General features: G+C 47.4%; 15 protein-coding genes. All 15 read right to left on the minus strand.

All coding sequences use genetic code 11. The features are described 5' to 3' along the window. Window positions 1–3: 3 nt before the first annotated feature. The gene (locus VSQ32_07810; protein ID MEH2942769.1) at window positions 4–1,158 is read right to left on the minus strand and encodes a cysteine desulfurase family protein; all 1,155 of its coding nucleotides are present in this window, start codon (window positions 1,156–1,158) and stop codon (window positions 4–6) included. Between the two features lies 1 nt (window position 1,159). Next, window positions 1,160–1,891, minus strand: coding sequence for an RsmE family RNA methyltransferase (locus tag VSQ32_07815; GenBank protein ID MEH2942770.1), 732 nt, complete (start codon window positions 1,889–1,891; stop codon window positions 1,160–1,162). Between the two features lie 13 nt (window positions 1,892–1,904). Beyond that, window positions 1,905–2,855: a 50S ribosomal protein L11 methyltransferase gene (prmA, locus tag VSQ32_07820; protein MEH2942771.1), complete on the minus strand. Its 951-nt coding sequence runs from the start codon at window positions 2,853–2,855 to the stop codon at window positions 1,905–1,907. 17 nt (window positions 2,856–2,872) lie between these two features. Next, entirely contained in the window at window positions 2,873–5,176 is a 2,304-nt protein-coding gene (locus VSQ32_07825; protein ID MEH2942772.1) for a YhgE/Pip domain-containing protein, read from the minus strand. After that, window positions 5,173–6,138, minus strand: a complete 966-nt coding sequence (locus VSQ32_07830) for a hypothetical protein (GenBank protein ID MEH2942773.1) — start codon at window positions 6,136–6,138, stop codon at window positions 5,173–5,175. The genes VSQ32_07825 and VSQ32_07830 overlap by 4 nt, the downstream gene beginning before the upstream one ends. Further along, entirely contained in the window at window positions 6,125–7,663 is a 1,539-nt protein-coding gene (locus VSQ32_07835; GenBank protein ID MEH2942774.1) for an MBOAT family O-acyltransferase, read from the minus strand. The genes VSQ32_07830 and VSQ32_07835 overlap by 14 nt, the downstream gene beginning before the upstream one ends. 15 nt (window positions 7,664–7,678) lie before the next feature. Continuing rightward, a complete protein-coding gene (locus VSQ32_07840) occupies window positions 7,679–7,906 on the minus strand; it encodes a phosphopantetheine-binding protein (protein MEH2942775.1) in 228 nt (75 codons plus the stop codon). Between the two features lie 62 nt (window positions 7,907–7,968). Next, entirely contained in the window at window positions 7,969–9,183 is a 1,215-nt protein-coding gene (locus tag VSQ32_07845; protein MEH2942776.1) for an alanine racemase, read from the minus strand. Window positions 9,184–9,254: 71 nt separating this feature from the next. Next, the gene (locus VSQ32_07850; protein ID MEH2942777.1) at window positions 9,255–9,743 is read right to left on the minus strand and encodes a molecular chaperone DnaJ; all 489 of its coding nucleotides are present in this window, start codon (window positions 9,741–9,743) and stop codon (window positions 9,255–9,257) included. A gap of 212 nt (window positions 9,744–9,955) precedes the next feature. Next, a complete protein-coding gene (locus VSQ32_07855) occupies window positions 9,956–10,228 on the minus strand; it encodes a spore coat protein (GenBank protein MEH2942778.1) in 273 nt (90 codons plus the stop codon). A gap of 22 nt (window positions 10,229–10,250) precedes the next feature. After that, window positions 10,251–10,436 (minus strand): hypothetical protein, encoded by a 186-nt coding sequence (locus VSQ32_07860; protein MEH2942779.1) that lies wholly within the window; start codon window positions 10,434–10,436, stop codon window positions 10,251–10,253. Between the two features lie 179 nt (window positions 10,437–10,615). Further along, window positions 10,616–11,161 (minus strand): Uma2 family endonuclease, encoded by a 546-nt coding sequence (locus VSQ32_07865; GenBank protein ID MEH2942780.1) that lies wholly within the window; start codon window positions 11,159–11,161, stop codon window positions 10,616–10,618. 102 nt (window positions 11,162–11,263) lie between these two features. Then, window positions 11,264–12,286: a helix-turn-helix transcriptional regulator gene (locus tag VSQ32_07870; protein ID MEH2942781.1), complete on the minus strand. Its 1,023-nt coding sequence runs from the start codon at window positions 12,284–12,286 to the stop codon at window positions 11,264–11,266. Between the two features lie 155 nt (window positions 12,287–12,441). Continuing rightward, on the minus strand, window positions 12,442–14,655 hold the full coding sequence (locus VSQ32_07875; GenBank protein MEH2942782.1) for an alpha-galactosidase: 2,214 nt from the start codon (window positions 14,653–14,655) through the stop codon (window positions 12,442–12,444). Window positions 14,656–14,748: 93 nt separating this feature from the next. Continuing rightward, entirely contained in the window at window positions 14,749–16,548 is a 1,800-nt protein-coding gene (locus tag VSQ32_07880; protein MEH2942783.1) for an amylosucrase, read from the minus strand. Window positions 16,549–16,557 lie beyond the last annotated feature (9 nt).

Here is a 16,557-nt window from a genome sequence, read left to right on the forward strand (position 1 = left end):
AGACTAATGTCTGGTATATCTCTGAAGTACGGGAACCAGACTTTTCAGGACATCCAGGCATTCGTCCACCTCTTCCGGAGTATTCTCTCTGCAGAAGCTGATTCGTATGGTGGAATCCAGATATTCCCGTTTTACATGGATGGCCTGAAGGGTACTGCTGGGGGCGGGTTTATTGGATGCGCAGGCGCTTCCGGCAGACACGTAAATCTCTTTGTCCTCCAGCCCGTGCAGTAATACTTCGCTGCGCACTCCGTCCACGCTGAGACTGATAATATGAGGAGCGCTGTCCCGGCCGGTCCTCCCGTTCACATGGGCCCACTCCAGCCCTGCCAGCCCTGCCAGAAATCTCTCCTTCAGCCCATACAGATATGCCTGCTTCCCGGAAAAGTCTTCGTATGCTTCCTGGGCGGCCTGTCCCAGACCTGCAATTCCGGGCACATTTTCTGTACCGGAACGCATATTTTTCTGCTGTCCTCCGCCGTACATCACCGGTATTATTCTGGTTTTTTCTTTCACATATAAAAACCCCACCCCTTTGGGCCCGTGAATTTTATGGCCGCTGACCGACATCAGATCAATGCCCGTTCTTCCGGGATAAATCATATATTTTCCATAGGCCTGAATGGCGTCCACATGAAACAGAGTCTCCGGATTCCTGCTGTGAATCACCCTGGCCGCCTCCTCTACAGGCTCCACAGCTCCGATTTCATTATTCACATACATGACAGATACAAGAATGGTGTCCGGCCGGATGGCATGTTCCAGTTCTTCCAGGGAAATCAGCCCGTCCCGGTCCACCTTCAGCCTGGTAACGGTAAAGCCCTGTTCTTCCAGAAATTTCATGGGCGAAGATACCGCCGGATGTTCCACTTCCGTGGTAATCAAATGCATACCTCTGCGTCTGTTTGCCATTGCCGCGCCCAGAATGGCCAGATTATTGGACTCTGTTCCGCCGGAAGTAAAAATCAGTTCCGACTCCTTACATTTCAGAGTCCTGCCAATCTGCTCCCTGGCTTTCCGAATCTGGTTTTCTGCTTCCATGCCCCTGACATGCAGGGAGGATGGATTGCCATAGTCTTCCGACAATGCCTGAATGACTCGTGCTTTTGCCCCGTCACAGCAGCGGGTCGTGGCCGCATTATCAAAATATGCTCCCATTCTAATCCTCCATTTCATAAAGCAGCATGGCAAGAACTGCCATTCCCGCTGTCTCCGTCCGCAGTATACGGTTCCCCAGTGAAATAATTTCCATATAATCCTTTACCGCCTCAATTTCTCCGGAGGCAAATCCGCCTTCCGGCCCGATAAAAATTCCAATGGACGCCCCTTTTTCGATGGTTCGGAACACCTCTCTGGTGTGGGCCATACCCCGCTCCTGCTCATAGGGAAGCAGGCGTACCTCCATGGTCCGCACATACTCCGCCGCCTCGGCAAAAGAATGTACCGGGCACACGTTCGGAATGACACTTCGCTTTGACTGTTTTGCCGCGCTTTCCGCAATGGCCTGCCAGCGGATGCGTTTGTGCTCCGCCCGCTTTTCATCCAGCTTCACCACACAGTTGCCCATGGCCACCGGAATAATTTCACTGACCCCCAGTTCCACGGCTTTCTGAATCACCAAATCCATTTTATCTCCCTTGGGCAGCGCCTGAAATAAGGTGATTTTCACCGGCGGCTCCGTACCCTCACAGGATTTTAAAATCTCAAGGGTAATTTTCTCCCCTTCCGTCTTCCGGATTTCGCACAGAACATCCCTGCCCTGCTGGTCGCTGACCCGTATCTGTTCGCCCGGTTTCATACGCAGCACATTCCGAATATGATTCACATCGCTGCCCGTAATAAAGGCTTCCTTTTCCCCGATTTGCTCCGGCCCTGCAAAAAACTGAAACATATCTCTCTCCTGTCTACCTGTTTTCTGCGGTAATGCTGACCCACTCTCCCTGACGGTTCACTTCCAGAACGGTCAGTCCTGCATGTTGAATGGCTTCTTTTACCGCTTCTTCTTTAAAGTCAATAATACCGCTGGTAATATAAATACCGCCCTTTTTCAGATGACGGGGAATCACCGGCGTCAGGGGAATAATAATATCGGCCAGAATATTTGCCGCCACAATATCATAATCCCCTCCCACCTGTTCCTGCAGTTTCCTGTCCTCTATCAGGTTCCCGTGCAAAAACCGGCTGCCTTCCTCCGGCAGACGGTTGAGCCGCCAGTTGTCAAGGGAAGCCTGTATACACAGGGAATCAATGTCTGTTCCGGTTACATGGGAGGCTCCCAGTTTATGGCTGACCAGCGAGAGAATGCCGCTTCCGCAGCCCACATCCAGTATCCGGTCCCCCGCCTTCATATGGCGGCATAACTGCCGGATGCAGAGCTGGGTGGTCTCATGTCTTCCTGTTCCAAAAGAAGTTCCGGGGTCTATTTCAATGGTAATCCGGCTGTCTGACTCCTCCGGCCAGGGCTCCCAGGTGGGCTTAATCAGGATATGTTCAATGGTAAAGGCTTTAAAATACTGTTTCCAGTTATTCACCCAGTCTTTGTCTTCTGTCTCTCCCTGGGTAATCGTTCCCTCGCCCAGGTTCACAAACAGCCGCAGAGATTCCAGTTCTTCTCTCACCTGTTCCAGCAGCGCCCCGTCGTCCTTTCCTTCCTCCAGAAAAAAACTTACTCTGGCACTTCCGTCATCCGGCGGCAGCTCCGGAAGAATATCAATATACATTTTTTCCTTATCCTCTGCCGATAAGGGAATATTATCTTCAATCTGCACCCCTTCCACACCCAGATCCGCCAGCATACTGCTGATAAAATCCTCTGCCTGGGTGGTGGTCTGAATGGTATATTTTTTCCACTTCATACAGAATCCTCCCTGCTTTACATAATTCCCGTGTCTTCCAGATGTTCCTCAAAGAAATTGTTCAGCTTTATCAGAGGAGTACGGAATACCGTACCAAACAGGAAGAAAATGGGAAAGTACACAAACAGTTTCAGCAGGCTGACAATGTATGTATTTCCATAGAATCCCGCAATGGCCTCCCGCATGGCGTTCATGCCATGGGTGAAAGGCAGAAACGGATTAATCTTATTGAAAAAGCTGGGCGTGACTTCTATGGGGAAGGTTCCGCCTGCTCCGGCCACCTGCAGTACCAGCAGCACCACTGCAATGGCTTTTCCCACATCTCCAAAGGTAATGGTCAGGGTATAAATCACATTGGAAAATACAATGCCTGCCACAACTCCCACAAAAATATACAGACCGGGATGGATACACTGAATTTTCAGCCAGTACAGATCACCCAGACAGATAATCACGCTCTGGAGGATTGCAAATATCATAAAAATCAGATAACGCCCCATATACAGCTCAAAGGGCCTGTACTTGCTGACTGCCAGAGTTTCATCTTCCCTGGCCTTGCATTTGAGAATGGAAACCAGCACCAGTCCTCCCACCCACATGGCAAGGATGGAATAAAACGGGGACAGCGCGGAGCCGTAATTGGCAATGGGATAAATTTTTTCTGTTTTCAGTTCCACCGGAGAAGACAGAAAACTGCCGATAGCTTCCGGCGTATTGTCGTATTCGTCCAGATTTACTCCGAATTTCTCCAGAAGGAATTCTTTCAGACTGTCCACAAGGCTCTTTTCGGAGCTGTCCTGTACCTTTTTCAGGATTTCTTTCACGTTTTCCAGACTGGTAATTCCGGAAGAAACCAGCTCTTTGGAATTTTTCAGCACCTCTGCCACAGAATCCATGGAACTGCCCAGGGAATCCATGGCGGTACCTGCGCTTTTAATAGTATTATCTGCAATAGGCGCCAGTGATTTTACAGAAGCCAGTTCCGAGCGGACAGAAGCCAGCCTGCTGTTCATATCCGATACAATGTTTTCGATTTCTCCCCGCGCCAGATTCCGGTATCCTTCCAGGGCAGAGTGCATGGCATTTGCCGCCTCATTCAGTTCATCCCGAAGCTGACGGACGGATTCTGACACATCCTTATCCTCATTCAGCAGCTGAACCGCCCGGTCAATGGAAGATTCCGCCTTTGTCAGGGAAGCATTGGCGCTTTCCAGTTTTCCGACCAGCTCCTTTACCCCCTGGAGGTTGTACAAAAAGGAATTTCCCTTTAAAATATCCATCAGTCCGCTATTGATATTTTTGATTCCTGCAATCTGATTTTTCATGGCTGACAACAATTCAATGGCTGACTGAGCGTCCTCATCCAGATTTTTCTCCAGAACTTCCAGCCGGCTGATCAGATTATCCAGATTGCTGTTTATGGATTCCAGAACCGTATCATAAACGCCGGGCGTAGCGCCGGAAATATGTTCCAGTGATTCACTCTTCTGAAAGTCCTCCTGGCTGTTCTGCAGATTTGACAGACTTTCATCCGTAATCTGAATGGTGGTTCTTAAGGATTCCACCAGACTGTCCATGGCTTTGGAAGTATCGCCAAAGGCATCTATGGTCCCCACCAGGCTGTCTATGGACACATTCAGATTCTTCATGGTCTCAATGGCGTGTTCCACCGATACAATATTATCGGATAACGACACATGCTCAAAGAGTTTCTCGTCTATTTTTCCTTCAGTTTCAGAAACCCTCTCCGCAATCTTCATCACCGTATCTCCCATCACGGTCACAATCTGGGAAATAAAGGTCTCGTTCACCTGCTGCTGAATGGCTCCGGCCCCTTTATCCGTAATCTTCGGTGCGATGGCGTTCTTCTTTTCATTCACATAATACTCAATCTGAGGTCTTGTAATATCTTTTCTCAGAACACTGGTCATGTCCTGGCTGAAATCCTCCGGGATTACCACCGCAGCATAGTATTTGCCGCTTTTTACCCCGGCAATGGCCTCCTCCTGATTCGTAAATTTCCACCCAATCTGATCGTTTCCTGTAAGGCTCTCAATAATGCTGTCGCCAATGTTCATCTCCACTCCCTGAATCGTGGTTCCCTCATCCACATTCGCCACAGCCATAGCCAGATTATTGGTACTTCCATAAGGGTCCCAGCTTGCCTTAATATTAAACCAGGCATAAAGGGAAGGCAGAATCAGCACCCCCACAGCCACAACAGCCGCTATGGGATTGGTAAATATTTTTTTAAAATCATGTACCATAATCCCCAGAATTTTGCCGGTACTTTCCTTTACTATACCTGCTGCTTTTTTCATAAAAAATCCTCCACCAACTGTACGCTGAACGCTTCCGCCTGCCCTGCACTCATATGCCCCTCATAGTCCGTAAAAGCATTCAGACTGTCATCAAAGTTCTCAATTTCTGTTCCAGGACGGTTATAATTCCAGTAATCAATCCCCATTTTCCCCAGATATTCCGTGAAAAAGTTATCTGCCTCCTGAAAATTTTCCCCATATTTATCCAGAACCTCTCCGGGAACCGGAGTGGTCAGAACTACCAGGCGGATTCCCATTTTCTCACAGAAAGCTGCCATTTTCTCAAAATACCGAAAAGAATCTTCGTTTTTTTCCTTCTCATCCCAGAGTACCAGATTTTTTTCCGGCTTCTCTCCCGGTATGGGACGGTTGCGCATAAATCCGTCCATGTAACCGTATCCATCCCACTGAAAGAGAGATTCTTCCCGGTTCCGATACTCCGGGCTCCGCTTACGGGCTATAATTTCTTTCATATCCCGAAACTGCCCGCGATAGTAGAACCAGGGGAACAGGGCTGCCCTGAAATCCAGCTTCCATTCCTTATTCAGAAAATACTCTGCTTTCGTAAAAGACCAGGGCATTTCATAATAGGCACGGTTAAAATCTCCCCTTTGTCCTTCCGGCGTACACCAGTAGCCGAAATCCAGTTCATATACTACGGTTTTCGGTATGCTTTTTTCACAGACCATTTTCAGAAGATAATAAGCATCTCTGGGATATTCTCCGCCCATACACAGATTGATGGCTTTCTCTCCTGTCTGCTCCTCCACTATTCTGGGGCTGATTCCGTTCAATCCATGGGAAGTTCCCAGAAATACCGTGTCATGAGCCTGGCTTACTCCTTCATAAATCATAAAATTCACATAACTGGCGGGTATCAGGGCGTAATTCAATCCCAGATTCACCACTGTCAGAAGCAGAATCACCGCTGCCGGTATTGCAATTTTCCTAAAACTGCGCATATATAAATCCTCCTGCCTCTCCGGAAGGCTGTCCAAGTGCAGGCAGCGCCAGAATCAGACACAGATAAACTGCCGATTTCACCAGCCAGTTCTGTCTCTCAAAAATTTCCGACAGTTTTCTGCCCTGTTCCTCCATCAGACTCACCGCAAATACAAGGAGGCACCCGCAAAGAACCACTCCAATGGCTATAAGGGTATAAGTGGTGCCGCTGGCTTCCCCAATCTCAATTCCCGGCTCCAGAATCTGATGCAGGTCAAAATGGGTCAGGGTATTTTTCATCATAAGCAAAGCGGTGGGCACATCCTCTGCCCGGTCAAAAAACCAGCTGATATTCACCAGCAGGAAAGTCCTTGCAATCTGAAACAGATGAAATCCCCGGCTGTCCCCGGAAATATGAAACGCTTTCTTCCATTTCCGGTAAGAGGGAGCCATCAGGCCGCTGAACGCAATAATCAGTCCGTTGTAAAGTCCGTAGATGATAAATTTCCAGGCGGCCCCGTGCCAGATTCCAACCACCAGAAAGACTATGATATTGGCAAGGCAGATGGGCAGAGTTCGCCCGGTCTGTTTTCCGCATGTTTTCCGGGCGAATCCGGAAAAACTCTTCATCCAGCCGGACAGGGACACAGGATAAAATACATAATCTTTCATCCAGGTTCCCAGGGTAATGTGCCACCGATGCCAGAAATCCGTAATGGAAACTGCAAAATAAGGCCGCCGGAAATTCTCATCCAGCTTTATGCCGAACAGTTCTCCGATTCCGATTACCACATCCATGCCGCCGGAAAAATCACAGTAAAGCTGTATACTGTATCCTAACACACCAATGATTCCAAGTCCATCGTAAATATCCGGATGGTCAAAAATAGCATTGACAAAGATTACCGCGTTGTCCGCAATCACCATTTTCTTAAAGTAGCCCCACAAAATCCGCAGTACGGCCTGCTCTGTCCTGCTCCGGTCAAAGGAATGGCTCTCATACAGCTGGCTGCCCAGAGTGCTGAACCTGCCGATGGGGCCCTGCAGAATTTGCGGAAAAAAGGATACAAAAAGAGCAAAACGGAACAGATTATGTTCCGCTTTCGTCCTGCCCCAATATATGTCCAGAATATACCCCATGGACTGAAAGGTATAAAAGGATATTCCAAGAGGCAGCAAAAGCTGCATCATGTCAAAGTCCGCACCCGTCAGATGACTGACCGTGCCAATGGCAAAATTAGTATATTTCAGCACTCCCAGAATTCCAAAATTCAGAATCAGGGCACATGCTGTTATCTGCTTCTTCTTCCTCCCGGCCTTTTTCCGGTCTGAAATCCGCTCGGAAACACTCTCCACTCCAATGCCGGCCAGCCAGGAAGTCACTGTGGTAAATGCCAGGAAACAGGCCGCCCGGATTCCTCCGCTGAGATAATAAACATAGCTGAATCCCAGCAGCCACATCCACTGGTATTTGCGGGGAATCAGATAATACCCCGCTGCGGCCAGAACCACAAACACTAAAAATTCCATGGAAATCAATGACATAAGACTGCCTCCGCCCTATTCGTCCTGCAGTCTTACTACCATTGCCCACAACGCTTTCGCAGAATTGAAATTCTCCGGTATAATATCCGCAGGAGTAATGGAAATTCCAAACTCCTCCTGCAGTTCGCTTACAATAGACAAAATGGCAAATGAGTCCAGAACTCCGTCATCAATCAGTGTTTCACAGGTATCAAAATCGGCATCCGGCTGGATGTCCTCCAAAATCTCCAGTAATTTTTCCATATCTTTTCCTTTCTGTCATGTATTCTGACAATTGAATGGCCTCTCAGTAATCCATATATATGTTAAAGGTTCCCGCTGTTGATTCTGTCCGTAGCCTGAGAATCCCGTATCAGCCGCGCGCCCTGTGCCTGGGAATAAAACAGCACTTTTGGCAAATCCCTGCTCAGAAACAGGTTGATTCCCTCTGTGACAGAATAAGCCCCCACCCGCTCAAAAACCAGCACATCTCCCACTTTCCCTCCGGTCAGTGGAAACTGTTTTACAATCACATCCGCAGTGGTACAGAGAGAACCGCACAGATTCCATTTTTCTTCTGTCTGTTCTTTTGCTGAACCGGTGCCGGCATCTACTGGCGGACTTCCGCAGGAAATATGCCGCACATGGGGAAGTTTCATGGCCATGGTCTGCCCATAATAATTCAGGTGATGGATTCCTCCGTCCACAATTCCGTAAATCTGTCCCTGTGTGTCTTTCCGGTCCACAATGGAGGTCAGAAAGCTGCCGCAGTCCGCGGTCAGAAATCTTCCCATTTCCAATGTGATTTTCCCTCCAAATCTCATATTCTGAACCAGCTTCCGGAATTCTTCCAGCAGCCTCTCCGGAGATTCTTCCGCATCAGACTGAAAGTAAGGTACCCAAAATCCCGGCCCGTATTCCAGTTCCTTCACAGAATGCCCCTGTTCACGTACCTCCTGGCAGAAATCATCAAGGCTTTTCAGTTCCTGTTCTATCAAAGCCAGATTCTTTTTCTGGGTGCCGGAATAATACTGAATCCCCTGAAAAATAAGCTCCGGATATTTTTCCTGCTCTGCAAATATTTTAACAGCCAGCGTTCTGTCCACGCCAAACTGGTTGCCGCTGCTGATACGAACAAGTACGTTCAGATGATACCCTGTATTCCGGGCGCATTCTGCTAACAGTTCCATCTGCCGCAGTGACTCAATGGTAAAAATTCCTCTGCCCTGGCAGTTTTTCACAATCCTCAGTATATCTTCCGGTTCCTTATTAACGCCCGAAATCACCAGGCGTTCCATGGGAAGCTGTTCCCGCTCACAAATCCGGAATTCTCCCGGCGAACATACCTCAAACCGTTCCACGAAAGGCTCCATGGCCCCTGTCAGAAAAGGATTGGCTTTCATGGCATAGCACAAATCCATATGTCCCTGTTTCAGAACCGATGAAATTTTTTTCAGCCTCTCTGCCAGCGCATCCAGATCAAACACATATGCAGGGGTCTGATACTCCTGCAGAATGTTCCTTATTTCCTGCTCTTTCATGTCTGTTCCTCCTGACATATCTCTGCAAGCATAGCGGGCAGGCCCGCTTCACCTCTCCTGTTCTCCGGATCCTATGCAGAAAACTGTTTCTTCAGGATATCATAGGTTTTGTTAATCATCTGCAGAGTACCTGTGTCTCCTGCAAGATTATCCGGGTGATAAATCTTAATCAGTTCTTTATAGCGTTTCTTTAATGCAAGCTCATTGTTCACACCGGAGAAAAACATTTCCGCTTCAGAACTGTCAAACACCGCCTGGGAATGAAATCCTCCAAAATTTCCGCCATACTGTTCTTTTTCCCTGGCTATCTCCTGCTTTTCTTTTGCAACTTTCTTTAATTCATTCTCCAGTATCTTCCATTTCATCTGAAACAGCCGGGATTCTTCTGCAAGGCGTTTTTCATCCATTTTTTTCCTGAAATAAAATTCCTTCTTCTCCCGCTCAAACTCCCGTCTGTCCTGTTCCAGCTTCCTCTGCTGATTCTGCAGCATTCTTTCCTGCTGTTCTTCTGTAGCCTGCTCATGAATCAGCTCGCTTACCGCCTCATCAGGCTGATACATAACTCTGCCTCCTTTTTGCCGGACTCTGTCCTTTCGGCATACGATACGTTACGGTTCCGGTGTCCGGCATTACTGCCGCATAGTGCATGGCACCGTTTAAACAGTAACCATTATACAATATATAGTTTTAAATAGCAAGAACAAAGCTGAGAAGTCCTCTGCTGCGAATCAGAAAAATGCCGGAACACGATTTCCCTGTTCCGGCATTTTTCCTAAAAGTTCTGCATACACTGTCCAAATTTCTGTTTTGCTTCGTCTACTTTCTGGGTCTCGGCAGAGGGAGTTGGATAATAACCTCTCTCATGCATCATATTAAATACCTCGTTCTGAATGTTGTGTTCTTTTTCCAGACAGTCCAGAATGGCATTTCTCACATTGTCGTGAACGCATTCGTTGGAAAAGGTATTGTACAGTGTGGTGGCTGTTTTTTCTGCGGTCAGTGCATCCGCAAACATTTCTTTTTCTGAATAAAATGACTGCTGCATGGTCTCTCTCCTTTTCATATGCTTAGCTTAACTGGGAATACAGGGAACGGAAATGTTCCTTATGCTCATTGGAAATTTCAGTAAATTTCGCCTTCATTTCCGAATCCGTGCTGTTATCTGCCAGCACCTGAAACTTTTTAATCAGAAGCTCCTCGCCGGTAAGCAAATCATTTAAAGCGGATAATTCTTTTTCTGAAATCTGGTTCATGGGAATCTCCTTTCGCTTGTCTGTATCAGGCAATGTGAAATCTGTCATATAAATCATTGCCTGTCGCATTTATTTTCCGCTTTTTTTCATCAAATATGCATGTCACTTTTTATGAAATTTTCACATTCTTTCCGTCCGCAGTCTTCTTCCTGGATTCCGGTATGAAAACACCTGAATCTTCAGGGCATCGAATCAGGTATTTCCAGGCTGAATCCCTGATAAATACTGACTGGTACCTGTTCTCCGAATCCATATTCTTCCATGGTATCTTTTACAAAATTATAAACTGTAATTATTTTTTTCTCAGGATCCACCACCCAGTATTCCCTGACGCCGGAATTTCGGTATTTAAACAGCTTTCGGTAATAGTCCATGGTCCGGCTGGAAGGAGACACAATTTCAATAATCCAGTCCGGCGCCCCGTTGCAGCCCCTGTCATCCAGTTTGCTTTTATCACAGATCACACTGATGTCCGGCTCCAGATAATTCCGGTTGTCATTGTTCAGAAACACTGCAAAGGGAGCAATGTCCACCTCGCATTCTCCGTGATGGGCGTCAATATAATCCGCTATTTTCCTGTACATAAATCCAAGAATCTGCTGATGTATCCTGCCAGGAGAAGCCATATCGTAAATCTGCCCGTCAATCAGTTCCGCACGTACTCCTTCCGGCAGTGCATAAATATCATCCACCGTGAAAAATTCAATATTTCTCGCTGCATCCATGTTCTTCACCCTCCTTTTCTTTTTATTATAAACCATCTCCTTCTCAATTACTATCCCCATAATTTGCACGAAAACCGGCAGGTTCGTTCCTGTAGCAGAATCCTACCCGAAATACATCAGAACTGTCACTGCCCCGGCCAGCGCTGTACTCAGCCAGAATACAGCTCCCGGACGGTAACTTCCGGTTTCCGTAATTTTCTTTTTTGCCCGGCGCTGTTCGTACAGCAGCTCTGCTACGACAATCACCAGAAACAGAAGGGTCCATCCTATATATCCCACAGATTCCGGGGAATTATTCTGCATATTGCGCAGCTCTGTTTTTGCAAAAGTAACAGCCACAAAGCCCAGCACCTGTACGAGAAAACAGACAACAGAAAAGTATCCCGCCTTTGCAATACGTCTGTCCAGCTCTCTTACCAGTATTCTGTCTATACTGCGGTAATTGTAAAATACCGGTACCACGCACAAATCCACACAATAGGCAAAAATCAGAATGATCTCTGTCAGTTCCCATCTGCTTTCTTCCAGAAATGCGGAGATTCCAAACAACAATATGGTTCCGAAAGAAATACAGCCAATATGAACATCCATCTGAATCAGCACTTTTTTCACTTCTTCCAGATTATATTCCACTTTGCCGTCGTACCCTGCCAGCATGGAAAAATTCCCTGTTTTTACGCTGCCTGAAAAAAACAAATGCAGAAATAACTGGATAAAGACGCCGATGATTACCATAATTACCACACAATCCACATACAGATGTCCCGTCATTCCGCCGGCAACCAGATATCCGAATATTACCGCCCCGGTGGCTGCCGCAAGGCGGCCCGGTGTTTTCGGCATGGTCACTTCCGACTCTTTGGTTCCTTCCATAAATTCATCCAGCGTCATGCTGAACAAAGCTGCTATCTGCTGCAGGGTATACACATCCGGCAGGGTCTTATCCCGCTCCCAGTTTGACACTGCCTGCCTTGTTACTGAGAGCTGCTCCGCCAGTTCCGACTGGGTATATGGTTTCTGTTCCCGAAAACGTTTTATTTTCTCTCCCAGACTCTGTACCACTTCCTGTTCCTGACTTTTTTCCGGCGTTTCCTGCACTGGATGATTTTCCTCTTTTCGGCTCATACTCTCTCCCTTTCTTTCCCGATTTATTTTTTTCATCCTACCACGTTTTTGCCGAATACGCCAGCAACAATCTGTTGCGTGGCCTTTTCTGCCTGAAAAAACAGGGATACCGCACTCCCGTTTTGCAGTATCCCTGTTACCTGTATATTTTACACTTATTCTGTTTCTGCTTCCTTCAGACGAATATAAATCTGGCAGGAATCATAATTTTCCACCGGAACCGGCAGAAGAACTCCGCCGTTCATCAGTGCAGCCCCGGTAAAAGTCCCTGCAGGTTCATTGTTTTTCCACATGGAATAAACCCCTTTCGGGCGCAGTCCCCGGAATTTCACAGACTGGGCAGCCGGATTTCCGTGCAAATCGGTATAAACCACACCAAGATATGCTTCTTTTCCATCCTTATCCGCATATTCCCAGGCAGTGAAATCACGGTTTTCCAGGGGAGAGGTAATTCTGTAATAATCCCCAAACTGGAATAAGCGGTAACGCTTCTTAAATGTGCGTATCTGTTCTCTTGCCTCCGTCTTCTCATCCTCTGTCATTTTACTTAAATCCAGCTCATATCCAAAGGTTCCCTGCATGGCGCAGATTCCCCTTGTCTGAAAAGGCGTTACCCTTCCATTCTGATGGTTCGGGCATACAGACACATGAGCAGATACGGAAGACATGGGATAACCAAAAGACGTTCCGTACTGAATACTCAGACGTTCAATTGCGTCTGTATTGTCACTGCACCAGATCTGAGGCGCATAATAGAGCATTCCGGCATCGTACCTGCCGCCGCCGCCGCTGCAGCCCTCCAGCAGCAAATCCGGATACCGCTCCAGCATGGCTTCCATTACCTCATACAGACCCAGTACATACCGATGGCGCAGTTCTCCCTGCCGCTCCCTGGGCAGAAGCGCACTGTAGGCAGCCGCCACAGAGCGGTTCATATCCCATTTTACATACTGAATATTGGCAGAATCCAGTATATCAAATAACCGTTCCTTAATATAATTTTTCACATCCTCACGACTCATATCCAGCACAAGCTGTGATCTTCCCCGAACAGGCTTTCTGCCCGGAACCACCATGGCCCATTCCGGATACTTCCGGTACAAATCACTGTCCTCGGAAATCATTTCCGGTTCAAACCATAAGCCGAACATCAGGCCCATATCATTGACCTTATCCACCAGTTCCTTCATGGAACAGCCCAGCTTCTTTTCATTCACATACCAGTCCCCAAGGCCGGAATAATCATCGTCCCGTTTTCCAAACCATCCGTCGTCCAGCACCAGCATGTCCAAATCCAGTTCTGCCGCTTCCCTGGCAATTTTCAGAATTTTTTCCGCATTAAAATCAAAATAAGTTGCCTCCCAGTTATTTACCAGAATGGGACGTCTTTTGTCTTTCCAGTTACTGCGGATTAAGTTTTTCTGAAAACCGTTATGATAGCAGTGGGACAGCTGAGACAGTCCCTGACTGCTGTAAGCCATGGCAATTTCCGGTGTGGTAAAACATTCCCCCGGCTGCAGGCTCCAGGTAAACACAGAATCGTCAATGCCCATGACCAGTCTGGTCTGATGGAACTGATCCACTTCCACATGCATATGGAAGCCGCCGCTGTACAGCAATGAGAATCCATAGCAGGCTCCCAGCTCCTCCGTGGTATTCTTTTCCGCAAGAATCACAAAAGGATTATGCTGGTGGCTGGAAGTGCCGCGGGTGCTTCTCAGCTCCGTAACACCATGAAACAGAGGCACCCGCTCCATTTCCCGCTCTCCGGCATGGCGTCCGTAGAAATGAATCATATCCATTCCGCTGGAATCCATATCCAGGCAGGCAGACAGAACCTTTGACAGCCGCACCTCCCCGTCCGTTCTGTTCTCCACCATTGCCGCTCTGGTGATGATATCGTGTTCTTCAAACACTCCGTAGTACAGATGGACATAAAATTCTTCCTGACTGTCCTTTAAAATAATTTCCAGTGTGTCAACCGGCTCATCTTCAGAGGCAAACATGGCCGGAAGGCCTTCCAGCCCGTATTTTCCATGGAACGTCCGGTAACTGTCAAAAAACAGCAGGCAGTCTCTGACGCCGGTTCCCAAATCCGCATACATACAGTTTATCCGATAATCTCCGCTTCCCCGTACCGGAAACTCCTGAGGCAGAAAATCAAGGGAATATGTTCTGTCTTCCCTGGCTTCATAAATATTCCCGGAAAATCCACGGTCAGCCATGGATATCATATAGGAATAATCTGTCTCATCCGTTTTGCTTCCATAATAAGTGTGCAAAAGGACGCCCTTGCTGTCTGCTTTCATCTGATATGTGCTGTTTCTGGTCTGAAGGGTAAATACATTGTCTTTGATTATAATTGCCATAAATTAACTTACCTTTCTATTCTAATCGTAATTACAGGTAACGGTCACACGGAAACCGAAACATGGATTCAGGCTGCTTTCTCTGCCGGAATGTCAGACAAGCCAGAGATATTCATAGGGCCCTAACTGTATCTGGTTATGGTAAGACCTGACATACCTTCCGGTAATCAGATCCTGCATTTCTCCTGGCAGGCCGAACCAGTCAAATGATTTGGAATCCACCCACTGTTCCTGCTCCGAAAAGTTTGCAAGCACCAGCATTTTGTCTGCCTTGTGAAAACAGAACACTGCCGGATTTCCCGTATCCACCGGAACGGCCCGGTATCCGGAGCCGAATAATTCACTGGACTTGCGGATTTCAATCATATTTCTGATTTTTGTAAAAATCTGTCCCTGTACCGTACTGAAATCCCTTCTGTTTTCCGCTGCCTCCCAGTCCATCTTCCCCCGGTGAAGCCAGCGGGAATCTGCCGCATGTTCCGGCACCTCTTTATAACTCCAGTCATTGAGCTGTCCGATTTCATCGCCGCTGTAAAGCAGCGGAATTCCCGTATAGGAAATCACCATGGCATGGAGCAGCAGAATCCTTTTTACCGCAAGCTCCACCTTGTACATGTGCTTCTCCCGCAGAGCCTGCTCCAGCCCGCACATGGAAGCCAGTGTTCCGCTGTTTCTGGCGTCCTGCGTCACCGGATTATATTCATACAGTTCTCCTGTGGCAAAACTTCCCGGAAATCTTCCTTCCATAAACTGTATAATATACTGCTTATGAAGCTCCGGGTCCAGCCCCAGGCTCTTTAAAATCTCCTTTTCAAATCCCCATCCGATGTCGTCGTGGCAGCGCACATAATTAATCCATGTGCCGCTGTCCGGAATTCCGTAATCAATGGAAAGAGAACGCTCCATCAACTGCACGTCTCTGGTAGCCAGGGAATTCCAGAGCAATACCATAAAGGAAGCGTTGTACATCACGTTGCATTCCTTCATCTCCTGATTGCCGAAATATTTTACAATCTCATAAGGCTCCACAATGGCTTCTCCCAGAAATACCACGCCTGGGCACACCTGCTGTACAATCTCGTACATCATGCCCAGCAGTTTATGTACATTGGGATGATTCATACATGAAGTTCCCGGTTCTTTCCACATATATGGTATCGCATCCAGCCGGAAAATGTCAACGCCTTTATTGGCAAGGGTAAGCATGACTTCCACGATTTTGTTAAATACCTGCGGATTTCTGTAATTCAAATCCCACTGGAATTCATAAAACCGGGTCATCACATATTTCTGGATATCCGGATACCAGGTGAAATTTCCAGGAGCCACTCCCGGAAAAATTTCTGTCATGGTCTTCTCATATTCTCCGGGAATGGTATCATCGTCAAACATAAAATACATGTCGTCATAATCGTGATCCCCTTCCCTGTACTTCTGTACCCAGAGATGCTCTTTTGCCGTGTGGTTCAGTACAAAATCAATACAGGTGCGGATTCCTCTGGCTTTTAAGAGCTTCATCACCCGTTCCAACTGCTTCATGGTTCCGAATTTATCGTCCACCATCAGGTAATCTGATACCGCATAACCTCCGTCGTTGTTGCCTTCCCTGGATTTTAAAAGAGGCATGAAATGCACATAAGTAATCCCAAGCTCTGCAATATAGTCAATCCGTTTCTCGAATTCCTCCAGATTGTTGCTGAACCGGTCCACATAAAGCATCATGCCAACCATTTTTTCCGACTGATACCAGTCATTCCCGTTCCCGTCTGCCTTTTTCAGGGCAGACGGACGGGTTTTTGCGGCATGTTCCAGGATGGACATTAACTGTCCCCAGCGGTATTCGGTAATTTCATTTCTTCCATAAAGTTCGTAATAGCTGTTTTTTAAGTCCATACCGTATAT

The organism is Lachnospiraceae bacterium JLR.KK002, assembly GCA_036941025.1.
Lineage (GTDB): Bacteria > Bacillota > Clostridia > Lachnospirales > Lachnospiraceae > Petralouisia.